This window comes from Mycobacteroides abscessus ATCC 19977, assembly GCF_000069185.1.
GTDB classification, from domain to species: Bacteria; Actinomycetota; Actinomycetes; order Mycobacteriales; family Mycobacteriaceae; genus Mycobacterium; species Mycobacterium abscessus.
The window spans coordinates 772978-795440 of the sequence record NC_010397.1 but is presented as its reverse complement, the minus strand read 5'-3'; the positions used below and the strand labels follow the sequence as shown (position 1 = coordinate 795440).

Annotated in this window: 28 protein-coding genes, 4 tRNA genes and 1 pseudogene; 7 read left to right on the top strand and 26 right to left on the bottom strand. The window is 64.5% G+C overall.

What is annotated here, in order from left to right; genetic code table 11:
* Positions 1-12: 12 nt before the first annotated feature.
* A complete protein-coding gene (locus MAB_RS04220) occupies positions 13-2169 on the bottom strand; it encodes a hypothetical protein (RefSeq protein WP_005113273.1) in 2157 nt (718 codons plus the stop codon).
* 57 nt (positions 2170-2226) lie between these two features.
* Entirely contained in the window at positions 2227-3099 is an 873-nt protein-coding gene (locus MAB_RS04215) for a hypothetical protein (RefSeq protein WP_005086720.1), read from the bottom strand.
* Between the two features lie 900 nt (positions 3100-3999).
* On the opposite strand from MAB_RS04215, the pseudogene MAB_RS25115 reads away from it, so the two are divergent.
* Positions 4000-4269: pseudogene (locus tag MAB_RS25115) on the top strand (rolling circle replication-associated protein); the annotation flags it as partial.
* 148 nt (positions 4270-4417) lie between these two features.
* Here the strand turns inward: MAB_RS25115 and MAB_RS04210 are convergent.
* Both MAB_RS04210 and MAB_RS04205 read right to left on the bottom strand, forming a co-directional pair.
* The gene (locus MAB_RS04210) at positions 4418-5041 is read right to left on the bottom strand and encodes a hypothetical protein (protein WP_005113269.1); all 624 of its coding nucleotides are present in this window, start codon (positions 5039-5041) and stop codon (positions 4418-4420) included.
* Between the two features lie 85 nt (positions 5042-5126).
* Complete coding sequence (locus tag MAB_RS04205; protein ID WP_005073138.1) at positions 5127-5621, bottom strand: hypothetical protein; 495 nt, start codon at positions 5619-5621, stop codon at positions 5127-5129.
* A gap of 305 nt (positions 5622-5926) precedes the next feature.
* On the opposite strand from MAB_RS04205, the gene MAB_RS04200 reads away from it, so the two are divergent.
* Genes MAB_RS04200 through MAB_RS04185 form a run of 4 tightly spaced genes read left to right on the top strand, consistent with a single transcriptional unit; the run spans position 5927 to position 8502 of the window.
* Positions 5927-6415: a hypothetical protein gene (locus tag MAB_RS04200; protein WP_005089679.1), complete on the top strand. Its 489-nt coding sequence runs from the start codon at positions 5927-5929 to the stop codon at positions 6413-6415.
* Entirely contained in the window at positions 6412-6945 is a 534-nt protein-coding gene (locus MAB_RS04195; protein WP_005113975.1) for an ABC transporter permease, read from the top strand. The genes MAB_RS04200 and MAB_RS04195 overlap by 4 nt, the downstream gene beginning before the upstream one ends.
* Positions 6942-7697 (top strand): hypothetical protein, encoded by a 756-nt coding sequence (locus tag MAB_RS04190; RefSeq protein WP_005089683.1) that lies wholly within the window; start codon positions 6942-6944, stop codon positions 7695-7697. The genes MAB_RS04195 and MAB_RS04190 overlap by 4 nt, the downstream gene beginning before the upstream one ends.
* Before the next feature lie 7 nt (positions 7698-7704).
* Complete coding sequence (locus MAB_RS04185; protein WP_005113264.1) at positions 7705-8502, top strand: hypothetical protein; 798 nt, start codon at positions 7705-7707, stop codon at positions 8500-8502.
* 13 nt (positions 8503-8515) lie between these two features.
* Here the strand turns inward: MAB_RS04185 and MAB_RS04180 are convergent, their stop codons facing one another.
* The 14 genes from MAB_RS04180 to MAB_RS04115 form a co-directional block, all read right to left on the bottom strand.
* A complete protein-coding gene (locus MAB_RS04180) occupies positions 8516-9277 on the bottom strand; it encodes a hypothetical protein (RefSeq protein ID WP_005130688.1) in 762 nt (253 codons plus the stop codon).
* Between the two features lie 42 nt (positions 9278-9319).
* Positions 9320-9739 (bottom strand): hypothetical protein, encoded by a 420-nt coding sequence (locus MAB_RS04175; protein WP_005113262.1) that lies wholly within the window; start codon positions 9737-9739, stop codon positions 9320-9322.
* A 92-nt stretch (positions 9740-9831) separates the two neighbouring features.
* On the bottom strand, positions 9832-10149 hold the full coding sequence (locus MAB_RS04170; protein WP_005089689.1) for a DUF3592 domain-containing protein: 318 nt from the start codon (positions 10147-10149) through the stop codon (positions 9832-9834).
* Positions 10146-10688, bottom strand: a complete 543-nt coding sequence (locus MAB_RS04165; RefSeq protein ID WP_005089691.1) for a hypothetical protein — start codon at positions 10686-10688, stop codon at positions 10146-10148. The genes MAB_RS04170 and MAB_RS04165 overlap by 4 nt, the downstream gene beginning before the upstream one ends.
* Positions 10685-11044 (bottom strand): hypothetical protein, encoded by a 360-nt coding sequence (locus MAB_RS04160; RefSeq protein WP_005089692.1) that lies wholly within the window; start codon positions 11042-11044, stop codon positions 10685-10687. The genes MAB_RS04165 and MAB_RS04160 overlap by 4 nt, the downstream gene beginning before the upstream one ends.
* Before the next feature lie 259 nt (positions 11045-11303).
* A complete protein-coding gene (locus tag MAB_RS04155) occupies positions 11304-11945 on the bottom strand; it encodes a hypothetical protein (protein ID WP_005113258.1) in 642 nt (213 codons plus the stop codon).
* Positions 11942-12643, bottom strand: a complete 702-nt coding sequence (locus MAB_RS04150) for a hypothetical protein (RefSeq protein ID WP_012296349.1) — start codon at positions 12641-12643, stop codon at positions 11942-11944. The genes MAB_RS04155 and MAB_RS04150 overlap by 4 nt, the downstream gene beginning before the upstream one ends.
* On the bottom strand, positions 12640-13458 hold the full coding sequence (locus MAB_RS04145; RefSeq protein ID WP_005122065.1) for a hypothetical protein: 819 nt from the start codon (positions 13456-13458) through the stop codon (positions 12640-12642). Before MAB_RS04145 ends, MAB_RS04150 begins: the two co-directional genes overlap by 4 nt.
* Positions 13459-13460: 2 nt before the next feature.
* On the bottom strand, positions 13461-14081 hold the full coding sequence (locus tag MAB_RS04140; RefSeq protein WP_005113255.1) for a hypothetical protein: 621 nt from the start codon (positions 14079-14081) through the stop codon (positions 13461-13463).
* Positions 14078-14695 carry a hypothetical protein gene (locus tag MAB_RS04135; RefSeq protein ID WP_005113254.1) on the bottom strand — a complete coding sequence of 206 codons (618 nt, stop codon included), beginning with the start codon at positions 14693-14695 and terminating at the stop codon, positions 14078-14080. The genes MAB_RS04140 and MAB_RS04135 overlap by 4 nt, the downstream gene beginning before the upstream one ends.
* Positions 14692-15453 (bottom strand): hypothetical protein, encoded by a 762-nt coding sequence (locus MAB_RS04130; RefSeq protein ID WP_005113253.1) that lies wholly within the window; start codon positions 15451-15453, stop codon positions 14692-14694. Before MAB_RS04130 ends, MAB_RS04135 begins: the two co-directional genes overlap by 4 nt.
* A gap of 465 nt (positions 15454-15918) precedes the next feature.
* A tRNA-Phe gene (locus tag MAB_RS04125) sits at positions 15919-15995 on the bottom strand.
* A 36-nt stretch (positions 15996-16031) separates the two neighbouring features.
* Positions 16032-16108: transfer RNA gene (locus MAB_RS04120), tRNA-Asp, on the bottom strand.
* Between the two features lie 29 nt (positions 16109-16137).
* A tRNA-Glu gene (locus MAB_RS04115) sits at positions 16138-16210 on the bottom strand.
* A 139-nt stretch (positions 16211-16349) separates the two neighbouring features.
* Between MAB_RS04115 and MAB_RS04110 the strand changes: the two genes are divergently transcribed.
* Positions 16350-16425 (top strand) — tRNA-Lys (locus MAB_RS04110).
* 262 nt (positions 16426-16687) lie between these two features.
* On the top strand, positions 16688-17698 hold the full coding sequence (locus MAB_RS04105) for a hypothetical protein (RefSeq protein WP_005113252.1): 1011 nt from the start codon (positions 16688-16690) through the stop codon (positions 17696-17698).
* A gap of 24 nt (positions 17699-17722) precedes the next feature.
* Here MAB_RS04105 and MAB_RS04100 read toward each other — a convergent pair whose 3' ends face one another.
* From MAB_RS04100 to MAB_RS04065, 8 genes are all read right to left on the bottom strand, one after another.
* Positions 17723-18205 (bottom strand): hypothetical protein, encoded by a 483-nt coding sequence (locus MAB_RS04100; protein ID WP_005113251.1) that lies wholly within the window; start codon positions 18203-18205, stop codon positions 17723-17725.
* 114 nt (positions 18206-18319) lie between these two features.
* Positions 18320-18964, bottom strand: coding sequence for a hypothetical protein (locus MAB_RS04095; protein ID WP_005115099.1), 645 nt, complete (start codon positions 18962-18964; stop codon positions 18320-18322).
* 136 nt (positions 18965-19100) lie between these two features.
* Positions 19101-19331, bottom strand: a complete 231-nt coding sequence (locus MAB_RS04090; RefSeq protein ID WP_005113248.1) for a hypothetical protein — start codon at positions 19329-19331, stop codon at positions 19101-19103.
* A 25-nt stretch (positions 19332-19356) separates the two neighbouring features.
* Complete coding sequence (locus MAB_RS04085; RefSeq protein ID WP_005113247.1) at positions 19357-19896, bottom strand: hypothetical protein; 540 nt, start codon at positions 19894-19896, stop codon at positions 19357-19359.
* A 10-nt stretch (positions 19897-19906) separates the two neighbouring features.
* Positions 19907-20365 (bottom strand): LppU/SCO3897 family protein, encoded by a 459-nt coding sequence (locus MAB_RS04080; RefSeq protein ID WP_005130453.1) that lies wholly within the window; start codon positions 20363-20365, stop codon positions 19907-19909.
* A gap of 125 nt (positions 20366-20490) precedes the next feature.
* Positions 20491-20673, bottom strand: a complete 183-nt coding sequence (locus tag MAB_RS04075; RefSeq protein ID WP_005113245.1) for a hypothetical protein — start codon at positions 20671-20673, stop codon at positions 20491-20493.
* A 4-nt stretch (positions 20674-20677) separates the two neighbouring features.
* Complete coding sequence (locus MAB_RS25110; RefSeq protein ID WP_012296344.1) at positions 20678-21115, bottom strand: Rv0361 family membrane protein; 438 nt, start codon at positions 21113-21115, stop codon at positions 20678-20680.
* Positions 21112-22296, bottom strand: a complete 1185-nt coding sequence (locus MAB_RS04065) for a proline-rich domain-containing protein (RefSeq protein ID WP_005122064.1) — start codon at positions 22294-22296, stop codon at positions 21112-21114. Before MAB_RS04065 ends, MAB_RS25110 begins: the two co-directional genes overlap by 4 nt.
* Positions 22297-22463: the final 167 nt, after the last annotated feature.

Sequence of the window (22463 nt, the reverse complement as noted above, 5' to 3'; positions counted from 1 at the left end):
CGTTTCTTTCAGTTACAAGCTGCCGAAGAAGGATGCGACGGCGCCGCCAGCTTTGGAGAGTGCAGAACCAGCTGCGCGGACAGCCCCGCCGGCCGCTTTTCCTACTTCGGAGCCTAGGCCGCTGCCGACGAACCCGCCGATCACCCCGCCTACTGCACCCCCGATCACGGTGCCGGGGCCGGGGAAGAATGATCCGATCGAGGCCCCGATGATGGCACCGCCCTCGGCCCCGGCCCACGCGCCGGCAAGCGAACCCACAGTGCTACCGACCGTTTCCGGTACCGGCGCACCATTGGCCAAGTCGACACCAGCTTTGGCGACTTCCATCCCACGCCCCAGCCAAGTGAACTTTTCTCCGGCCCGCAGAAGGTTTTGGGCCGTGCTTTTCGACATGGTCGAGACTTTCGCGTCGGGAGCCCAGTGGGTACCTGTATTGGCGTACTTCCCGGTTTTGCTCAGGCCGTCACCGAGCTGGCCCATGTGGAAGTCGGCGGGGAACTGTTCGCCGGATTCGACCGGCTTTTGTGTGCCCTGCTGGGTCGCCTGCTGTGTCCCCTGGGTGGTCTGCTGGGCCGCTTGTTGGGCGCCTTGTTGTCCAGCCTGCTGGGCGGCTTGCTGCCCGGCTTGTTGTGAACCGCGGCGTGTGGCCGCCGTCGCGAGATCCGTGGGATCCATCGGATTCTTCTTCGGTGTGTCCGGCTCTTTCTGCGGCTGCTGTTGCGGGGTCTGCTGGTTGACAGGATTCTGTGGCTGCTGCTGGCCAGGCTGGCCCTGTTGCGGCGGATTCTGTTGTGCCGGTTGCTGCCCGGCTGGTTGTTGCGGTGCCTGCTGCGCCGGCTGCTGGCCGGCAGGATTTTGTGGTGCTTGTGCGGGCTGCTGCGGAGCTTGAGGAGCCTGCTGAACGGGTGCCTGTTGTACGGGTGCTTGGGCGGGAGGTTGTGCGTCGGGTTGCCAGGGCCCGTAGTTGGGCAACGGTTCTCCGTGTGCGGCGCGCTGGCCAGAGGTCTGCGGGCCCATGTTTTGTTGCGGAATCTGCTGACCGCCCTGGCCAGGGCTTTCGTTGTAAATCGAGATCCCCGAGTTTTGGTCTAGCGGCGGCTGATTGATCCCGCCTTGATAGTCGGGCTGCTGACCGGGCATCTGCGGAGGCTGGAAGTTACCGGTATCTGGACCATAGGAACCTTGCCCATTGCCACCCCCACCACAACGATCCCCACACGGATCAGCCGAAGCTGTAGCGGCGTTCTGGGGCAGGTAAGAGGAGAAGGTGGCCAGACCGAAGGCGGTGGCCGAGAACGCGATCAATGCCAACACCCCGGCGCCGGCATAGATCTGCCCGATCGGGGTGGGCCCGCCGGGGCCGTTGGGGGTGTGAGCCCACGCCCACCAGCCCGACAGCGCCCGCCACCACCACGTGTTGGCCAGCAGCGCCAGAGCCAGGATCGCGGTGATCGCCGCCAGGGCCGCCATCGGGTCATCGCCGGTCAACCATGACGACACCCGCGGAACTACATACCCGGACAGGAACACCAGAGCGCCGCCGCCAGCCAGCAGCGTCAAACCCAGGCCAGGGTGGCTGGCCCACCACTGCCGCCAACGCTGGCCACCGTCGTGGTTGGGTGAGGGCTGTTGGCGGGTACCGGAGTTGGCGAAGATAAGCTTGCCCAAGACCTTGGCGCCGCCGAACAGCAGCGCTCCGGCGACCACCATGATCGCCACTTGCACGAGCTGTGAGGGCAGCGACCACCCCAGCCCGCTGCCGGAGTCACCGCCGGTTATCTGTGCCCACCATCCGCTGGCGTGTCCGCGCATCACCCACCAGATACCGGCCGCACCGACAATGATCCCCGCCGCGGCTCGTAGCAGCGGTGGCACACCGTCGACCGATGCCGACCACACCGCCGACAGCGGGGCCAGGGCGCGACGTAGCAAGGTGATGCCTTTACCCAAGGCGCTAAAGGCCAAGCACAGCAGGATCACCCAGCCGAGGACACCTGCCACACCATCACCGCGGGTGAGCACATGTAGACCCCACACCCCGAGCACCGTCAGCGCGGCCCCGACGATCCCGGCAGGAAAGCCCGTCAACTCCGGCGCGGACAATGGGGCTGCGGCGGGCAGGGTTTGCGTGGGCGCATCATCGCCATCAGGGCGATCGGTGTCGGTCATCGGTTAACCTTCTTTCCCCGGAGAACGTGCTGTGAAAGATGTTGTGCCGTAGGCATGTCAAGCTCCGCCCGCTGCTGCGGCGGGCTGGCCGGGTGCCAGGTTTTCTTTGGCCCACCGCACATGCCCGTTGGCGGTGGCCAGGCAGCCCTCGTAGTCACCGCCGTCGTGGCCGAACGCGGCCACGCAGGTATTCGTCAGGTCGGCCATAAACGTGTTCTCACACGTTAGGGCGCTGGTGTGGGCGGGGGCAGCGCTCATGCACGCAGCCAGCCGGGCACACGACGGCGCGAAATCAGCGGCCCCGCCAGGGGTTCCGTCGTCCCCGCCGCCGGCGAATTGTGGCGGCCCAGACACACACCGCCCGGCCGCACTGCCCGCTGGTGCTTTAGGCGCGGGATCGCCTTGAGCGACCGCCGGAACACCGGTAGATGGCCGGTAGGCCACGGTGATGGTGACGGGAAAATTGAGCAATCCGACATCGCCGACGTTCAGATTCACATCCGATTGCTGATACAGATAACTTCCCCCGACCAACGGTGTGACCGGGATCGGGTTACCGGCACCGTCTTTTGCATCAGGGATGCTCAGCGCCCCGATAATCGCTGCCGAATGTCCGGGGGCTGCATCGGTCTCAACAACCACCGCTTGCGCGGCTTGGCGCAGATGAGTGCCCTCCGGATAGCGGACGCCCAACGTGAAGTCACTCGGCGAGATGAAGGTCTTGCGAATCATGCGAATATCGGCGCCCCCGCCGGCATCGGGGAGCACCACATAATCCACCGGGCCTGATCCGTATGCGGCCGCACCGCCCTCACCCCAATTGGCAGCCGTCAAGGCCCGTTCGTTGGGTAGATGGATGACGACTTGCTTGCCTGGCCAAGCGGTCGCGGCATGTACCCCGTCGGTAGCGATTGGCGGAACGGCCACCACACCACGCTGGCGCGCCTCCGCAAGAGGTCGCCCTGTTCCTGACCCCATCCCTTGCGGCACATTCGTCTTAGCCTGTGCCCCACCAATACTCACCGCACGCGGCAAATTATCGGGCTGCGGCACCGCCAACGGCGGCGGAGCCGGAGCAGGAGGCCCAGGCTGATTGGGGTCTGCTCCAGCTGCACTCGCGCTAGATAACGCAAACCCAGCAACCGCTGTCACGGCCGCCAACAAAACCGATCTGAGATGGAACCGCCTAGGCATGCGTCGGCTGTAGTGGACGCCCGAAGATTCGCTGGAAGCAGGTCGCGTACGGCAGTTGATCACCGTCATCAGCCGATGCGGTACGCCCCGACTGCCGGTTTCGCCGCCCACGAGCCCCCCTTGAGCCGTATTGATACCAACCTGTCAGCGACTAGACTATACCAGCAATACCAGCACACCTACACGGTATGGCAAACTATAGAAGGCGTCCTTCGTTGACCCGCCCGTTTCTGCACTCCAGGGCGATATTCGACCGAGTTCAGGCGTTGAGTGTGACTGATGACGAAAGCTGCGGGCGTGGGGAAAAGATAGCCGCAACCTCAAATGTGGCCGACCGCCGCTGCACCCAAGTGCCCAGTCGCCGATCACCACCTGCCCGCGCCAGCGACCAAATGCGGCCACTTCGAGAGCCCGCCTACGAAAACAACGCCGAAGCAGTTTTCGGGACAACAGCCGTGATGCAGTTGGAGCTGAGGAATTGGGCGTAGCTACGTTGCCGACGACGCTGTGACGGAGAGCTTGTCCGAGCTGCACCAAACCCGGTCGATCTCGGCTGGCTCGACCGGCCTCCACAGACCGAAACCGAGCTCTACGCCGCTGCCCCACCTCCTCGCCAAGGCATCCCAGCTTGATCCCCGTGCCGTCGTGACTGTGTCGCGACGGAGCCTTACGGACATTGCACCCGGCTCAACCGGGCGGGTCATCACGAAAGTGGTCGCGTAAGTCCCGTTCTGCAACCTGCCGCAGTTTCGCCGAGCTCGACTACAGCCCGTTAGTCGAATCGGGCCGCATCCCAGCGATGGTGACGTTCACCTATCCGGGCGAATGGGAGAGCGTCGCCCCAAGGGGGCTCCAGTGAAGCGGCATATGGTGTTGTGGCGCAAACGCTTTCACAGCGAATATGGTGTGCGGCGAGAGACGAACGCTCGTGGGTGATGAAAGCCGGGCGGTGGATCTCCCCGCCATCCACGATGCGATCACACGTCGCATCGAAAGCTGCAGTCGCCGCTGAGGGATATGGCCTGTAAGACCCCAGGGTGGTTGCCACACTTATTCACCCCTTGGCGGCGAGCATCGCCGCCCACTTGGCTACAAGGGCGCTCACCAGATCATGCGCCTCGGTAAGAGGCTCGCGAGGGGGTACCGCTGTCGACCTGGCATGCCGCACCCGTTGCGCCGAGGCAATGAATGAATCCACTTGTGTCTTTGTGGCCCAATCTAATTCGTCATAGATCTTACTCCGGCCACCAATCACGTCGGTGATGATCTCGAAGACCCAATACAGATCTGACCACCAGACATTCTCTGGCTTACCCAGAACTTCCAGCGCCTCGGCGAGATCTGGATTCGACGCCGCCGCTGCGAAACGGTCCGGCCAGGGAGATGGCGGATCGGGAACTACCGTGCCGTCTGGTCTCGCGACCGTAACTGTCGGTCGCCCAACATTCACACGGATCTGAGCCGGTGCGGGTCGGAGGACCGTGTGCCGCCGACCGTCGGACGTCGTGTACTCGTCGCTCAGCGCTACCGGACGAAAGTTCTGATTTTCAACGCGCCCAAGGCCGTTGATGCGCAGAAGGAGCCGCTCGGCGGCTTGATAGAACTTCTCGTCTTCTGAGGGAGAGTCGATCTCGTGAAAAGCCAAGTAATAGTGGGTGGAGTATCGCGACCGGATCATCGCCGTGTTCCCGGAGACCGATGCGAACGAACTCGGTAGGGTGCCGCCGTTCGTTGCGTGTGCGTGTGCTCCATATGGCCACGGTTCAGCGCCAGAGCAACGTGAGCTCTCCGCCGTCGGGGAGTTCCGCCCAGCGCGGTGCGAAGTCGTCGTAGCGGGCGAAGATCCGGTCCAGGAGAGCGGGTTCGACGTAGACCTCGGCCGCTGGCCCGGGCCACGGGCCAGCGGCCTGCCGGTGGCCGCGCTCGACCTCCCACAGCGCCGCCGTCAGCGACGCGAGGTACTCCGACCGTGCCATGTCCGCCGCCTGCGCCGCCGTGGGCTTGCGGTTTCGCCGGGACGCCTTCCGCCGCTCCGCCGGATCGGCGGGCCAGAAGAGCCCGTCGAGGCCGTTGGCGTCGGCGAGGCGCCCGAACACGCCGCCGCGCAGCCGCGCCTCCTGCTCGACGATGAGGTGCGCCGCGTCGTGCGGCACGGGTGGACGGCCACCCGGCCCGCCGCGCGGCGTGAGCTCGGGGCCCCTCTCCCGGCGGATCCGCACGTCGTACCCGTTCCGGCGCTTGACGAACGTGACCTCCATGCCCTCTAGGGTGCGTCGTAGGCGGGGGCGCCACAACCGGTTTTCGACGGCCTGCGGCCCGCCCGCCACGCGCCCCACAGTGATTCCATGTCGATCCGTGACCGCTGGTGCCCGTCCCTCCTCGACGCGACGGCCGGACTCGGAGCGGTCTACAGCACGTAACCCAAGCCGTGGGAGCCCAGGTGTCAGGATCCGCGCCCCGTCGACGGGGCCCTTCTTCGGCCGCCCAGCAGCTGAACATCGCCCGCCTGATCGCTGGATATGGTGGGTGACATCGTCGGGAAGCGAGGGATGAGGGGAGCGCCGTGGATGGTCTGAGTGACGTGTCGGTCGATCACCGCGTCCGGCGTTGGAACCTCGCACGGTCGCTGTTCGCGTTCCTCACGTTGGCAGGGGTCGTGTTCTGCATCGCCAGTGTGCTCGGCACCTCCCCGCACTGGGTGTGGATCGCGGGGTTCGCCGCCACCTTGGTGAGCGGGTGCCTGCTCAGGATCGCCTGGGACAAGCACCGCGTGGCTCTCTTCGCGGGAGCCCCCACCGCCGTGGGCACGGTCCGCGACGTGCTGGAAAGCCAGTTCGGAGACGGGGCATCGAAGTACCAGCTGCTGATCGATGCGGAACTCGCACACGGGGTGTCGATCCACCGGCGGATCGACATCGGCGGGGATCCTGATCCGCTCGGCTGGGTCGGGAACCAGGTCCGGTTCCGTCACCGCACCCTCGACCCGGATGACCTCGACGACGCGTTCGTCGGGCGTGAGGAGCGCAACGCGTCGTTGGGGCCTGGCTCGTGAGCGCCCACGAGTCCGCGTCGACCCCGCCCGGCCGCGCCTACCGCTGGTGGGGCGTCGGGGCGATCACGTGCCTGGTTCTGGCGGTGACCGGTCTGCTCGGAGCCATCGCGAGCGCGTTCAGCTCCAGCCCAGAACAGCTGTGGGTCGCAACCGCCGTCGCGGTCTTCGTCCTGATCCCGGCGGGCATCCTCGGCGGCCTCTACTGCGGGCACAAGCGGTACCGCGCGTGGTTCACCAACGCGCATGTTTCCGAAGCGCCGATCGAAGAGGTCACCGAGGTGCGTCGTACCAACGACGACGGCAGCGTCTCGCGCTACTTCATGCTCACCGTGTCCGTGTCCGTGTCCGTGTCCGTGTCCGTGGCAGTGGAGGGCGGGCCGGCCATCCGAAGGCACTGCACCGTGGGTGGGGACCACCCCCGCCCACGGATCGGGCAGACGCTGCGCTTCCGGCACACCACTCTGGACCCCGACGACCTGGAGGACGCACTGTTCGACAGCATCCGCGAACATCAGCGAGGCACCGGGTGAGTCCGACTGAGCTTCGGCCCTGGCCCGCCGATCCCGTGTCCGCATGGGCGCAGGCAGTCGCTGCCCCAGCGGCGAAGTCACGGTATGGCGAGCGGCCGTCGATCAGGCCGTTGGAGGAGATTGCGGCTGACGTGCGCGGGCAGCGGGTGTTCGTGCCGGCGGTCGCCCTGGTGTTCACCGTAGTTGGTGCGATTCTCGTCGGTGGCCTGCTGGTCGGGGTGTTCCCGCTGAGCGGGCGCAGCACCTCCGCTGGTGTGCAGTGGTTCGCCGGCGTCGTTCTGCTGATCGTTGGGCCGGCGCTGTGGCTCGGGCACCGGCAGTGGCGCAAGTATGAAGAGCGCCAGGGTTTCCCACCCGCGCGCGGTGTGCTGTGTGAGATCTATCCGACGAGCTTTCACATCGGTGACGGCGATGGGTGGTGCCTGACCTCGGTCGCTATCGACGCACGCACCCCGGATGAGCAGGTGTCGAGGATCGCGACCGCATTCCGGATCTGGCTGGCCCGCCTCGAAGCCGACAAGGAAGCCGACTCCGCCGCCAAGAATGCGTGGAACTCGGGGTTCCGGCGGCGCATCATCAACGCCTTCGCATCTGACGAGATCTTCGGCCCCGAGGCCTCCGGTGGATACCTCGTCCGCGGGACCGCCAAGCGTTCACGGTGGGCGCTGCTGCTCGACTGGCGAGAACCCGAGGCCCCGGCATACCCGATGCGCAATGCGCTCGTGATCCCCGTCGACCAGGCACAGGGGTGAGAAGCGCATGGGCTGGATAGACCGACTGCGCGGGCGGGAGCGGCCGTCCACCGGAGACGCGGCGTCGGCGGACGTCGGTGTCCCGGACCTCGCCGAACCCGTCTACGCGCGTGCGCTCGTGCTCCAAGTTGATCACGACGCGGCGATCATCGAGGTCCAGCCGCCGGGCCGAGCCTCCTTCCGAGCGGAACTGCGCAGCGGCACGGATCCAGAGAGCTTCACCGGACTGGTCATCCGCTGGCACGCCCCAGTGATCATCGACGGGGCCGATCCGAAACGCGTGATCCTGCTCGAACCACCGTGCGGCCCGGATCTGCCGCTCGTGCCAGATGATCTGCAGGCGATCCGAGACGCCCGGGACCTGCGCACGAGCGCCTTGGCGGCACTGTACCCGCCGCCCTCCGCCGCCGAACTGGCCAACCTGATGACACCGACCGCGTCGGCGGCGCACCCGGCCTGGGACGCCGTCTGCTACCGGCTCGGCCTGCTGACGACGCCCGAGGCCCAGGCCATCCTCGATCACATCCGCCGTGACGGAAACGCCTGGGTTCGAGCAGAAGCCGAGCTGTACTCCTGGGGCCCGAGCATCCCCGACGATCTACGCAAGCAGGTCGGGGCGTTCCTGTCGCATCTGCATGATGTCGCCCCGCAGGGCCGCGGTATCGATCGCGGGCCGTTCTGGACACTCGGCGTCGCGGCCCTGATGCGCGACCTCGCCCCCAACGACGTCGACGCCCGAGTCTTCGAACTGGTGATGGGTCCGTTCGTCGACGTCTGCGGCCCGCTGCCGGAGCAGCTGCTGTAGCGCGTTGCTCGGTTCACAGCGTTGGGAAGCCCTCCGGTTCTCCCCGGCAGGGCGCGAGCCAGGACAGTCGCCGGTCGCAGCCCACATCGACCATGCTGACTGGCGATCGGACCTGGTAGACGACGTAGGCGTCCGCGCCCAATCGGGCATCGATACCTATTTGCGTGTGTGCAGTGTCGGGGTCGTCCGGGGTGGGCATCGTGCAGCGGTCCGGCTGATGAGACGGCGGTACTCCTTCGGGATTCATCCACCAGAGACCTGTCGCAAACTCGTCGATCCTGCTGGCACCGACGTCGGGGGTCAGCACGTCGAAGAGTGGCTCGGCACAGGAGGGTTCACCCGCAGAGTGGCCACGGAGGCGCTGTGCGACCTGCGCTGCGTCATCGGCATCGGGCGGCAGCGCGTAGATCTCGTAGGCCAGGAGCGCGCATTGTTGCCAGTAGAACATGACCACGTCCTGCTCACCGTCGCCGTCGCTGTAGCGCGGGGACATCCAACACGAGACCTGAGTCCATGAGCGCGCCGGGTTTCCTAAGCTCGCGAGCGGTGGCCGGAACTCGTCCTGTTTGGCGAGCAGTTTTGCGCGTCCGGTGGAGACGTCGTCAACCAGCTGACGGGCGTTGTTCGCCTTGAGGATCCCCGAGACGGGGCCGGGAACGAATACGAAAAGTGCCAGCACCACCACCCCGCTGAGAACACCGAACGTCCGGCGGCGGCGCGGTGGCCACGGCACCGCAGTCGCTTCCACGTCCGCTGGTTCCTGCCCATCACCCATACACGCCACGATATCGACGCGGGTGCACCCGGCCTTCGCGCCTCAACTGAGCGCACCGAGGATGGCGACTGTGGTCCATGCCGCGGCGACGGCTGCCAGTGCGAGCGACACCCACAGCAACGCCCAGAACGCACCAGAGCCGTCACGCGGACCACGCGCCGACCAGAGCAGGGCGATACCCACTCCAAGCCCGTTCGCGGCGATCCCGAGTGCGACCACGGGTAGCGCGAACATGCACGCGACGACGAAGAGAGCGGAGATCAACACCAGGATCGTCAGCGCCGCGCGAGTCCACCCTTGCTCGGGATCGTGCCGGCGGCGCAGGACGGTCTCGAGGATGCTGAACCCGGGGAAAGAAGCGATGAGCCCGCCCATCACGGTCAGCGAGTAGAACACCGGCGCGAACAAGAGCGCCTTGTTCTCCGCGGGGACGTTGCCGGTCGTCGCACCGAGGGCAAGCATCCCCGTGAACAACAGTGCGCCCAGGATGAGCGGTGCCGTCCCCGTGACGGACGCACGATCTCCCGCGCCCCTGGGGGCCGCGCTCTGTCTACTCACCGCCGCCGTTCCCAGTCGACGAACCAGGTGGACTTTCGGTTCGGTTTCTTTGGGTCGTAGCGGATCCAGTGCTTGCTGCCGACGTAGGGCTTGTGGGTGCGCGTCATGGCCTTGTGATCGTGCTCGATACCTTGGGAGTCGGTGAAGCGCAGGATGACGTCGTAGTACGCGTGGACGTTGCTGCCCTTCGAGCGCTTCACCTCGACCACCTTCGCCCGCACCCGCGGCCCGGTGAGCCGGATACTCCGAGCACGCTCGGCGCGGCGGTGTCGCCACCCGAACAGAGCGCCGAGGAAGTTCTTTGCGCGACTCATGTCACTGGGCCTTCTGCGGGATCTGGTGCATCGACGAACCCGAGGAACAACACATCCTTCAGGTCGTCCGGGTCGCCGGTGTTGTGACGGAACCGGACCATCTGTCCAAGCTCCGGCGCCGTGCGCTCAGACACCCGGCAGGTGCGACGGATGCCCCCATTCGGAAGCCTGGCCGCGATCGTGATGTCGTATGCGGGCAGTGCCTCTGGATCCGTGTGTTCATCGACAACGATCTTGGTGATAGTGCCGACGGTTTCGTCACCGTCGGCATACCGTGCGACGTCAAGCCTGAACGAGGCCAGGCACCACGGGAGGATCGAAACCACGAGTACTGCGAAGGCTGCGAGGAAGACCCACCACGGGTCCGGCTTCCCGAGGACTTCGCGGATCGCAGCCACGACGACGGTGATCACGAACCCCGTCAACCCGAGGCAGGCCAGCCCGAAGAAGACGCGCTTGAGGAACACCCACCGGCGGATCCGCGCCCGGGTCTCGGGCGTCCGCGCCAGGGCCATCCACGCTGTGGCGTCGCGGTTCACGAGACGAACCTGCGCTTCCCGTTTAGGAACGGCGACCCTGCTGCGGGTTGTTGGAGGCTTGTGAACTCGGTGTTGCCGTGGAGGCCGGTGATCAGGTAGCCGCTGCGTCGCACGTCGTCGTGTGCTTCGGTGAGCAGAACCATGGTGTCGGCCAGCTCCGGATCGGCGAAGGCGTACACGTGCCAGCTGCTCTCGGGTGTGAACTGGTCGATCGACGCCTCGTTGATGAGATCGCCCAGCCAGGCTGTGTGTGTCTTCCCGTCGGCTCCGTCGTAGTCGACGATGACCTTCTTCGTTTTTGCTTCCGCTGTGGTGTCAGGTTGGTCCCATTCGCGGATCTCGCGCACGCGCGCCACCCGGGGGTGTGGTCCAGCGCGGGCAGTGGTGTGCTCGACATCGCCTGGAGCCACCCGACGCCGCACGCGATCGCGACCACGAGAATGGCGAAGAACAGCATCACGCCGCGGACAGTCCCGTCGAGCGGCAAGGACAAGATGCCCCAGCTCAGCAGGACCGAGCTGGTCAGGAACAGTCCGATCCATGTTCGACCGTCGGTCCAGATCGAGCCGCGCGAACCGTTCACCGGACCTAGCCGGCGGCTGTCTGCTGCGCCGGTCACGACTCGATCCTCCACTTGGAATCCTGGCTGAAGAATGTCGATCCCGGGCGAGGTTTCCGGAACCGACCGGTGTGCACTTCGCCCCGGACCCCGAGCCAGAGGTAGATGCCCGAGCGCAGCACCTCATCGTGGGCCTCCGTCAGGAACACCACGGTGTCCGCGAGCGCTGTATCGCGGAACGCGTACACCTGCCAGGTGCTCCCGATGGGGAAGCGATCGAGCCAGGATTCATCGACGTCATCGGCGAGATGCACTTCGTATTGTTTGCCACCCCTGCCCTGATAGGTCACGTACAGGCCGGGCCAACCGGTCACTGAGTCGGTGCCCTCGTTCGCCGAGACCGTCGCAACGCGCGGGGTCCGGTCGATGGCCGGCAGGGTGTCGAGAGATTTCGGGCTGAGAAGCACTGCGCGCAGGATCACGATGGCAGAGAAGAGCACGAGGAGTCCGATGAAAGCCCACATGAACACCGGCCCCAGCGCTACCAAGAGGACGGCGAGCCCAACGACCCCGATGACGCAGGCGATGACGATCGTCGGCATCACTCGGTCGTAGCGGTGGAACGGCATGTCGGGCCCGTACCCGATGCCCAGCAGCCGCATCGTGACCCGGTCGAACACTGATCCGCACTTGCTCATGACGACATCTCTTCGATCCGTGCTTGCGCCCGGTCCCTGCGGTAAGCGCATGCAGCGTATAACCAGAAACCGAGCGGGATCGCGACGATGCTGGCCGGGAACAGCACCGCGGGGTTCGTCCAGCCAGGGAAGCCGTCGAACGGATGATTTCCGAGGAGGAGCATGCCGATGAGAAGCCAGCATGCCGTCGGGACGACGAGCATGACCCCGCCCCAGCCGATCATGAAGCACAGGCTCGCGAGAACGCCCCAGATCCGGTAGCCAAGCGTCCCAGGACCGTGCGGCCGGAACGGTGCCAGCTCTCCGTCGAGCTCCGCCGGCCATTGGACGACGAGCACGTCGCTGTCGTAGGTCGGATCGAGCGTCGTGTGGCGGATGACGACTTCCTTCCCGATGAGCCTGCGGCCCGCGGACGGGCCGAGCAGCGGGGACCGGACCGTCCGAGGCAACGTCACATGCTTACCGTCGACACTCACGTCGATGTGAATGACGAGGTCGTCGTCTGTCGGCCCACCCTCGGGGGAGTCGTTCGACACGGCGTAGCGGATGACGCCAACGGTCTCTCGCCCCTCAAGGAGCTCTTTGCGGAGCGGGGCAGGGCGCGGCTTCGGCGGAGGGGTGAACTCGCTGGCGATGCCCTTCCCGATCCGTCTGAGCACAGACCGAGCTGACCGTTGGCCGGGTGAATGATTGCTCATGATCCGCTCCTCATCGAGTCCCAGTCGATGCCGATCGAGTCGGCGTGCTCGGTGGTCCACCACACGGGCAGGGCGTGCGCATGGTGCCAGGGGTTGCCCAGCCGAGCCTTACGGCGGCGGGGGATCGCGAGGAACCAGCGGTGGTGGCGGTCCACGCAGGTGATGAAGCCGCCCTTCGCGTCCGGGCCGAAGAGCAGCTCGGTGGGGAGCACCTCCGGGTCCTCCCGCTTCCATCGCCGCCAGAACTCGGCATAGGCCGACGGATCCTGCTCGAGCTGGGTCGCCCACTGTTCGCAGGCGCTGACGATGCGCATCGCTTTCTCGCCGTCCATCCGAACGGTCTCGCCTTCGATGCCTCCGCCGCCGAGCAGGATCGTCGCGACGGCGGCGCTCGACGGGTGCTTGCGCAGCCGCAGCCGGTACGGGTGCGCCTCGCACAGCATCGCGGAATCCACGACCCACGCGGTCGGCCCCCAAGACCGGCGCGGGTACAGCAGCAAGAAGACACCGAGCGGCACCATCACTGCGGCTACCAACGCCGCCATTCCGACGACGAGCCAGTCCTCCGGCTCGCCCGAGAGCGACCGAAGCAGCATCATCACGCTTATCGCCGTGACGATGAGCAGCCCGACCCCGGCAACCTGGTTCATCAGACCGCTCATCTTCTGCAGCCGGGTGCCGAGATCGTCCATACGGGGGATCGCCTCAGGCCGGTCGGAGAGACGGTGCGTCCGCGCGCGCTCTTCCACGGCGGCCCACGCCGTGGCCGGATTGCCCGGCCAGGGCTGCACTGCGATCTCATCTACTCGGCTCATCGTCACCACCCCTTCGTCTCGCGGTCCGGCCAGCCATCGAAGCGCACGTCGTACAGATCGTCGGGGTCGACCGTGTTGTGCAGGATGCGGATCCTGCGCCCGATCCAGGTCTCGTCCGGGCCGCCGTGATCGCTCCTGCCGCCGTCGAGGTGCCGGTGCAGCGTGAGCTCGTCGGAGGGCCAGGCGGTCACACGGACGCGGTAGACGGTAACGAGGTCGCCCTCGCCGTCCCGCTCCTCCCAGCTCGTCACGCCCTCGACGACACCGATCGCGCTGTCCGCGTCGGCGTACTGGGCCCTGCCCAGCAGAGCGCTGGCGATGCCATACGGGATCGCCCCCAGCACTACGACGCCGGTCGCGATCGGGAAGCCCCAGAACAGGATCTCGGGGTAAACGGTGCGTGTGATCCAGAACCAGATCATGCTCCCGAGGGTCACCGGGAGCATGAGCAGGAGCAGGAGGCCGCCGACCACCATGGGCCAGATGGTGATGTTTTCGATCCGGGACAGGCGGCGGATCCGGGCGCGGGTCTCCGGGGTCTTCGCGAGGCTCGCCCAGTGCTCGGCGTGCTGGTCCTTCGTGGGCCGATCCCACGTCCGAGAGAAGAGCCGGAGTCTGCTCATGACCGGCTCCCGTTCCGGTCCGGCCAGCCGTCGAAGCGCACGTCCCGCAGATCGTCGGGATCGAGGGTGTTGTGGCGGAACCGGATCGATCTGCCTACCCATCTTCGGGGGATGGGCCAGCTGGTGTTGTCCTCGCCCCAGTCGAGCCTGCGGCGCAACAATGTCCCGTCGGGGAGCTCTGCGCCGATGAGCAACTCGTAGGTGGTCTGCTCGTCCCCACCGCCCGGGTGGGTGATGACTTCGTCGACACGCCCGACCGTCGACTGTCCGTCGGCGTAGAGCGCCGTCAACCGCCGGTCACTCGCATACGACCCGGACCAGGCACCTGCGAGCAGCAGGATGAATGCGGCGCCGAGCGGAGCAAACAGGAACCACAGCCACGGCGGGGCCTGATCGTCGAACGCGCTCCAAATACCTGAGGCGAGACCGAGAACCGGGGCGGCGAAGACGCAGATGCCGCCGAGCAGCAGCAACCAGAAGCTGACGGACTCCCATCTCGCCCAGCGCCGGATCTCCGTTCGGGTCTCGACAGTCCGTGCCCGCGCCATCCACTGCCTGGTCTGCTGATCGGTCCCGAACACACTTCGCAGCGTGATAATCCGGAAGCTGCTCATGACGTACTCCGTCGTTCTGTCTTCCGGTGGAGCCTGCGGCGGATCCTCGCGAGTTTCTTCGGTACCGGCACAGGTGTGACGATCACGTCGCGCTCGTACTCTTGCGGTTGGGTGATGAGCATCCACTGGTGCTCGGTGGTGTCTCCGGCGATCGTCGAGACGGGGAGGTGCAGGATGAAGTACCCACCCTTGGCCTGCGGACCGAACAGCGTCTCCGAGGAGATCGGCTTGGAGCCCGAAGGAGGCAGTCCTGCCTGAAAGAGCCACAGCTCGAACGCGGCGTGAATCGTCGCAGCCTGTCCGTCATCGAGGCGGTGGTCGAGGGCGATGTACGTCGCCCAGCGAGCCTCACCGTCGTCGTGGTCGATGCAGGCGCGATGGATCGAGTGCGCGACGCCATGCCCGTAGACCCACGCGTTCTCGACACGCAGATCCCTCAGCGCACTGAGCCGCAGCAGCAGAACCGCGACGGCGATGAGCAGCCATACGGTGACGCCGATCCATGCGAGCCGCGGCACCCAAGCCAGCCACGTATCACGGCTCGCACCATTTGCCGTGATGCTCCGGCCAGCACCCGTCGGGTCGGTGATCATCTGGTAGATCAGGAAACCGATGACAGCGAGGGGAAGGAACACCCAGAACACGGGCGCATACACGAGCTCGGTGCGCCGCAGATCCTCGCTGCCGGCCCATCGGCTAATTTCGTCGACCGACTCCGGACGCGGAACGTCGTGAGGGCGATCGAGGGTGGTCGGCATCGATGCGCTCGCGCTCGCCCATATCACTGAGTGATCGCTGGGGGTCGCCATCCCCGGGCTGTGCTGCGGCATGTGTCCGCCCTTCCCGTCAGGTCAGGGATCGCCATAGTGTGGTGCGGTTCTGTGTCGTCCCGACCAGTGCTCACCGCCGTCCGCGGGGTGCGTAACGTCCCTTCTCTTCTCTATCCACACTGTCCCATGACGCGTGCTACCGATCACAAGGAGAAGCGTTTTCGGGGAGCGCGCAATTCGTCTTGAGCTCGACGCGGTTTCCCCGGAATCGAAGCATCCGGCCCGAGCTGGCGTTTCAGTGGTCTCGGAAACCGACGCATGGCGCCTCACGTGAGTTACAGCCTCAGCCGTTCCTTACTTCCCGATCGACGCGTAGCTGCCAGATGGCCAGATTTACGCTTCCGAGCACCCGCCCCAGAAACGAGAAAAACCACCCGCTATCAGGTGGTTTTATGGTGGCCAGGGCCGGGATCGAACCGGCGACCTTCCGCTTTTCAGGCGGACGCTCGTACCAACTGAGCTACCTGGCCGGACGGCAGACCCAACTACTTACTGCCTCGCCGTACTGGCGACCCTGACGGGACTCGAACCCGCGACCTCCGCCGTGACAGGGCGGCGCGCTAACCAACTGCGCCACAGGGCCTTACTCTGCTCCCAGTATGACTGGTTGCGTACCCCCAACGGGATTCGAACCCGTGCTACCGCCGTGAAAGGGCGGCGTCCTAGGCCACTAGACGATGGGGGCCCGTTCCGAATCTCTCCGGGGTACCCACAACGCGTGTCGCGTTGGGAGCTCGCCCAGCTTAGGGCACAACTGCCTCAGAACCCAAACCGGATAACCTCGGTGCTCGCGCGCACACTCGACCAGTATCCTGTCTCGGCACGCCCCTATAGCTCAGTTGGTAGAGCTACGGACTTTTAATCCGCAGGTCCCAGGTTCGAGCCCTGGTGGGGGCACCAGCAGCACCGCCGTCGTCACCGCCGTCAGGCAGTGAGCGGTAACCGGTGAGGGTGTAGTTGGCATCAAGACCGAGCTTGTCGCAGATGTCGTCTACCTCCTCCACCTTCCATCGGACGCCACCGAGGGTTCGGCGTGACAGCCAAGGTTGGCTTACACCAAGCTCTTTGGCCGCCCTGTTCACCGATAGACCCAACGCAACCAGCTCTTGCTTCAGTCGGATCGAAATAGCGCCGCGACGTACTGCACGGCGACGACACGCTCGTGAGCCACGTCGAACCGTTCCCGCGCGACAAGGACACCACCCCGACCGCGAGGGACCACCGGGACAGGCACCAGGGGGCACTGTGGCATGCCCTGGCACTCGGCCGGGTCAACGGACGCGCCAGCGACGAGCTCGACCGAATCCGCAACGCGCTGTCGACGACCATCCGCGACATGTGCGAGACGCGCGGGCTGGAGGTGCCCGAGTTCCGCACGAGTCCAAGGCCTCTGCCGATGGTCGTCGAATCGGATGCACGGCGACCGGCAGATCGGTTCAGCCTCGATTCGGCACCGCCGGCCCGGGCGGGCTCGTGTCGACGATGCTTCGTCACGTTGCCCACCTCGGCGGCCGGACCGCTGTGCGACGACTGCGACGGCGCCCCGGAGACGCGCGCACTCGACCAGTTTTCCGCGGAAAACTGGCGCGTCATCTACGCAGGAAGGCGCGGCGACGAGACGCATTCGATCGCGACGACGGCGCGCATGGCCAAGTGGCTGCACCGGCACGCGGCCAATATCGCGTTGCAGGAGAACGGCGCCGAGATCTGCGACGAGATCGAGCAGGTGTACCGGTCAATTACACGCGTGGTGAACCGCCCACCCGAGCCCATGATCATCGGACCATGCATCACCGACCCGGCACCCGACGAGGTGCTTGCCGAGCGGGGCCGCAAGGGCGACAACTCAACCCGGTGCGGATACGCACTCATGGCACCGAGCCACAGCGGCTCAATCGTGTGCCCCCAGTGCGACACCGCGCATTCGGTGGCCGACGTGCTGGCACGCAACCTTAGCGAGCTCGACGACCGCAACGCGACCGTGCGCGAACTCGTCGACGTGATACTCCCCCGCCTTGATGAGCACGTGCCGCAGTCGACCATCGAGCGGTGGATCAGACGCGGGCGGGTGCCGGTGCGCGGCCGGGACGCCCAGGGGCACCAGATGGTTCGCATTGGCGATGTGCGCACGGTGCGGGCGGAGCGGCCACGGAACGCGAGGGGCCTCACATAAAGGTGTTCAAGGCGTGGTCGACGCCTAGCCAACTGGAACCGGTTCCTGCGGCGTAGTTTTCATCGGCCAGCGCTTGGGCCGGAAGACGCCTAGCATTGGCGGGGTAGGCGGATTGGTGTTGTCTTGCGCCTGCTTGATGAAACCAGTGGAGATCGCCAAGTAGTTTGCGCGGCTGTCGAGGTCTTCCCAATCGGCCCCGTTTGCCCTTGAGATTCGCTCTGCGAAGACCCACACCAGTTTCGATACGGGCGAACCGGAAATAGCGATGGGATAGTGGTGCTCGATAATGGCCTGATCAGATTCGGGCACTTCCACATCATCGGCCGAATCAACGATGGGGTCAACGTTGTCCGGGTGGTGTGATCTGCTCATCTCACATACGGCGTACTTCGGCTCGGGGGTGAGGGGATACCACCCGTCATCCATGTAAGCCCGGATATCGGCCTGCCCGTGCTCATCGGCTACCAGATACCAATGTCCTGCCTGTAGCCTGCGCTCGCGTTCCATTGTGCCGCCTTCCATTTCAGATCCCCCACGAACCATATTTGCCGTGATACTTACACTGGCGCCGTCAGGCCGTATGCATATTTAGGGGAAATTCAGAATTGGCATTGAAGCCGACTAGGTGCGTGGGAGCGTGCCGCACCAGGTGATCATCGCCAGCGACAGATAAGACACGGTGCCGATCACCCGCGGTGATGTCAGTTGCGTGCAAAGCCACGCCAGCACGGGGCGTAGCCCTCTAAATATAGATTTTCGACGTTCTCGACCCACCACGTAGAGATCCAAACAAAGTGCTAGGACCATTCCCACTAACGCCAGCATGGTCATGAACTTCAATGGCTCACCCACGATCTGGCCTAGAAGATGATTCATCTCATCGTGCGTGACGCCCTTCTCAGGCGAAGGCATCATGGCGCCAGCTAGGGCTCCCCAGAAGGCAGCGAGTCCGAAGGTCGTGGCGCCGACCAAGAATTTCGCAATCTGCTTCACCCGCACCGTAAGTCGATTGTCGGGTATCAGTGGTCGAGGCGGGCAGTTCCATAGAACGACAGCCGCGAGCAGGATGATCGCCGCGTTTATGCCGGTTATCGCCGCAGTCCACCAGAACAGATCAGGGTGGACTTGTTTGAAACGAATGATGCGCGGAACGTAGTCCAGATTCGCCAAGGCAAACAGCAGGATTAACCCGCCAATTCCTGTAAGCATCCGTATGCCAGCCTTGGCTGCCCTTTCATCTTCGGTTTCATTCGAAATCGAAGTCATTTCCGCACCCCTAACTTCAACCATCACGTGAACGTAGCAAATGTGTCAGACCCTCGGCGTAGAACCAGAACATGGCACGCCCACCACGCGACAAGTTCCCTAACGCGTACGTCGGCGACCTCGTGCCCAACGGCAATCAGGAGTCTCGGTACTTGTATCGCAGCGCACGCACCGCGCTGTGGGTTCGTCCCAAGCGCTGGGCGGCCTCAATCACGGTCAGGTTGCGATCTAGCGCGATCTCGATATCGCTGTCGGTCCAGGGCGCCTTGTAGTTGACCGCCGTGTGCCGGGTGGCCTCTTGGCGTCGCTCCCGCTCTGCTTCGGCCGCGTCCCGGCACCGCGGACATAGGCATCCGTATCGGCTCACGCCCGTGTTGGTTCCGTGCAGATGTTCAGGGACCTTGCCCTGCAGGCGCCCCAGCCACCGCGCACGAGCCACAGTGACCGAATTGATCGAAGGCGGCAATCTCCGTAGGTGTGCGGGACTCATCGGCCAGGACAGCGATCTCATCCTCGGTCCAGAGGCGCTGCCGTATCGGCTCCGCGCGCGACTCGCGCGCCGGGATCAAACCCGAGGCCTTTTGGCGCTGCAGGTCTCGAATGTGCTTGATCGCCCTGAAGGAACGCCCCAACCGGCGGGCCGCTTCAGTGCGGGAAATCGACCGATCCAGTGCGATCGCGATCTCCTGTGGTGTCCATGACCCATAGCAGGCGATGTCGGTCTCGGCTACCTGCTCTAGCTCGGCAGCGCGACCACGTTTCTGGGCGAGCAGTTGCTCAATATCGCGTCCCCGGTACCGCTTTCGAGCCTTCTCCACCTGTAGCCGGGTGCGGCCCAACCTCGCGCCAGCCTCGGCGCACGATAGTGACCGGTCCAGCGCCACTGCCAGCTCGTCAGCGGTCCACCGCCGCTGAGCTACACCATCAGCCACACATGACAGGCTACTTCTGGGTCTCCGTACATACCGTGAACCGGCGCACCGGATGTGCAAACCCGCCGAAAAGACAGCGGCTGGTATCAATCGTATTGAATAAGATCGTTATTGGCCGTTCTCGGTTCGGCAGATTTTTGTCATCACATTCGGCCCGGACAACCTTGTCCGGCGCGACGCTGATGCAGCCCTCACTCGTCCATGCGTAGTCCATGCAGGCAGTCCATTCGCCCTGCGGACTGCCCAAGTAGAATCGTCGGTCTGCGTCGTTGACGCATTGGTCAGGGAAGCCGACTCTCTGGATGACACGGTAGTTCGCATCTTGGGAGTCACAGTCCACTTTGTTTAGCGTGACGCTGCCGGGTTTTCCCTTGAGGTAGACGCAGGCTCCGATAGGCGCCTCTTCGCTTCCCTGCTGCGTCATTTCCGCCTCAGCAGGTATTTGTCCCGGGATCTTTGCGAAATCCACCGGACCTGACGCTACGGAGGTACGGACTGTCGTGGCGCCCGTCCCTGATGGCTCCGTGCTTGAGCATCCCGCTACTGAGAGTACGACCATCCCAGCGATCAAAGATCCGGTCTTGGCAAACATTCTCAGCGTTCCATCTTTCTCTCGATCGACACGGCCGCGATCACCGTGACCACAAAGATAACGATTTCGCCTATAACCACACCTTTGAGGCCTAATAGCGGATAGGTGAGCCACCACGCAGCGGCAATTGCACTATTCAAAAGAGTGAGGCGCTTGAGGGCGGTTTTCTTCTCCATCTGACGCACTCTATTACTCGTCGGTCTTCCCAGTGCAGATCATCCAACGGTCACCGTCCTTAATAAAAACCTGCTTCTGCGGAAAGGCGCCGGTACCGCCGTTTTTCTCATCATTGGCGTAGCGAATTTGAACCAGCGCAGTGGCCTTGGTTGACGATTCCAGGTGAACATCGGTGATGGAGTCGAGGGCCATCGCCCCATCCTGAACAAGAGCATCCTTCAAATCTCGGTCGGGCGATCTTGTTTTTGCTACACGCGAATCCCTCAGGCTTGGGCACATCGAACCTAGATACCGCTGAACGTCCCCGCTGTTATAGGCCTCAACATACCCCCGGACGGCCTTCTCTACCGCAGGGACTTCCCCCGCACCCTCTTCGGGGGCGGAGCATCCCACCAGCACGGCCACGGCACCAAACGCGACGGCATATCTCCTCATAAGCTGCTTGCTCATACACAGAACCCCGAATGATCAGCGTAATACCCGGCAGGGATACCCGCACGCACGCGCAGGCAACCAGTGCCGTCGCCCGCACGGTTGATGGCATTGATAAGAAAAGCCCAGCTGGCGGTATTCGCCAATCCGCATGCGCCACCCACATACGCGTTAGTTTTAGCGCCGACGACAGTGCACAGGATATAGCCGCTTACCGCCGGAGCAAGAGCAGTAAGTGCTGCGTTGTCCTTAAGCCACTTCGTTACGTTCTTGTGGAAATAGACCGAGCATGAGGTGATACCGCAGTCCGCCGTCGAGTTCTCCGAGAGCCACTTCTTCAACGGCTCCAAAGCACTGTCAATGGCCTCTTCTTTGGCTTCATCCATCTTCTCGTCGACGTACTTTTTGAGCACATCCCGCCACAACTGATCCAGCGGATTGTCCCCATCAGTGAATTGCTTAAGAACCGGTGGGTTACAGTCCGGGCAAATCGGAATACTCGGGTCCCGACCAGGCTCGAGGCGCGCATTCACCAAGGCGCCCCCTGCCGCACCGATCAGCGAGACCGGCACACTTCCCGACTGCAGCACATCAGACGCCAGACTGCACCTCTCGGAGAAATCCCGAATTCGATCACTATCGCGCTCCTGCCCCGGCTGCTGCTGTTGTGTCGGGGCTTGACTCGGCTGCTGCTGACCCTGCTGAGGCTGGTTGCCTTGCTGAGGCGCTTGAGCGTCCGGGTTGGGCTTACCGGGGCCTTGGGTGAACCCGGGATTCGTTTGATAGTCAGGAATCTGATTCCCATGAGCGGGCTGATCCCAGCCCTGCTGAGGCTGTTGCGCGCTTTGCTCACCCGGCGCCTGTTGCGGGGCACCTTGAACCCCGCTGTTATAGATGCTGATTCCGCCATTCTGATCTAGCGGCGGCAAGTTGTTTCCACCCTGATAGTCGGGCATCTGCTGAGGCGCAGAAGGTGGCTGAAACTGACTTCCATTCATTCCTCCGGGCCCGCTGCCAGGCCCGCCTGTTGGGCCGCCAGTGGGATCAGCTGCCACGGTCGCGACCGCCGAAAAGCCGCTACCAGCGACGGTGTGGCCGTCGATAACCTTCGCTCCACCGACAGCCAAAGCGACAATTGCCACCAGCGCCGAGGCTCGCCGCAAACCCGCTGGCATCGTCCAACGCTCCTTCATGACCATGAATACAACCGCCCCTTTCAGCCGACGCTGAACGCGCCCCTGGGCAGATCATTACACACATATGGTTGCCATGTCGAGAAAACCCCAGCTAAAGAGTTAGCCACTTCAGCACGGGCTTGCATCTCCGCTGGTAGACACAGCATGAAGACCCTCGCGCGGTACCGCGA

What these genes read in the sequence shown, in the direction of transcription:
- MAB_RS04135 (WP_005113254.1), bottom strand. Translation starts at nt 14,695, where the DNA reads ATGAGCAGCTTCCGGATTATCACGCTGCGAAGTGTGTTCGGGACCGAT.
- MAB_RS04100 (WP_005113251.1), bottom strand. Translation starts at nt 18,205, where the DNA reads ATGGAACGCGAGCGCAGGCTACAGGCAGGACATTGGTATCTGGTAGCC.
- MAB_RS04170 (WP_005089689.1), bottom strand. Translation starts at nt 10,149, where the DNA reads ATGAGTCGCGCAAAGAACTTCCTCGGCGCTCTGTTCGGGTGGCGACAC.
- MAB_RS04140 (WP_005113255.1), bottom strand. Translation starts at nt 14,081, where the DNA reads ATGAGCAGACTCCGGCTCTTCTCTCGGACGTGGGATCGGCCCACGAAG.
- MAB_RS04095 (WP_005115099.1), bottom strand. Translation starts at nt 18,964, where the DNA reads ATGACTTCGATTTCGAATGAAACCGAAGATGAAAGGGCAGCCAAGGCT.
- MAB_RS25110 (WP_012296344.1), bottom strand. Translation starts at nt 21,115, where the DNA reads ATGAGCAAGCAGCTTATGAGGAGATATGCCGTCGCGTTTGGTGCCGTG.
- MAB_RS04150 (WP_012296349.1), bottom strand. Translation starts at nt 12,643, where the DNA reads ATGAGCAATCATTCACCCGGCCAACGGTCAGCTCGGTCTGTGCTCAGA.
- MAB_RS04145 (WP_005122065.1), bottom strand. Translation starts at nt 13,458, where the DNA reads ATGAGCCGAGTAGATGAGATCGCAGTGCAGCCCTGGCCGGGCAATCCG.
- MAB_RS04180 (WP_005130688.1), bottom strand. Translation starts at nt 9,277, where the DNA reads ATGGGTGATGGGCAGGAACCAGCGGACGTGGAAGCGACTGCGGTGCCG.
- MAB_RS04130 (WP_005113253.1), bottom strand. Translation starts at nt 15,453, where the DNA reads ATGCCGACCACCCTCGATCGCCCTCACGACGTTCCGCGTCCGGAGTCG.
- MAB_RS04220 (WP_005113273.1), bottom strand. Translation starts at nt 2,169, where the DNA reads ATGACCGACACCGATCGCCCTGATGGCGATGATGCGCCCACGCAAACC.
- MAB_RS04065 (WP_005122064.1), bottom strand. Translation starts at nt 22,296, where the DNA reads ATGGTCATGAAGGAGCGTTGGACGATGCCAGCGGGTTTGCGGCGAGCC.
- MAB_RS04210 (WP_005113269.1), bottom strand. Translation starts at nt 5,041, where the DNA reads ATGATCCGGTCGCGATACTCCACCCACTATTACTTGGCTTTTCACGAG.
- MAB_RS04155 (WP_005113258.1), bottom strand. Translation starts at nt 11,945, where the DNA reads ATGAGCAAGTGCGGATCAGTGTTCGACCGGGTCACGATGCGGCTGCTG.
- MAB_RS04175 (WP_005113262.1), bottom strand. Translation starts at nt 9,739, where the DNA reads ATGCTTGCCCTCGGTGCGACGACCGGCAACGTCCCCGCGGAGAACAAG.
- MAB_RS04185 (WP_005113264.1), top strand. Translation starts at nt 7,705, where the DNA reads ATGGGCTGGATAGACCGACTGCGCGGGCGGGAGCGGCCGTCCACCGGA.
- MAB_RS04205 (WP_005073138.1), bottom strand. Translation starts at nt 5,621, where the DNA reads ATGGAGGTCACGTTCGTCAAGCGCCGGAACGGGTACGACGTGCGGATC.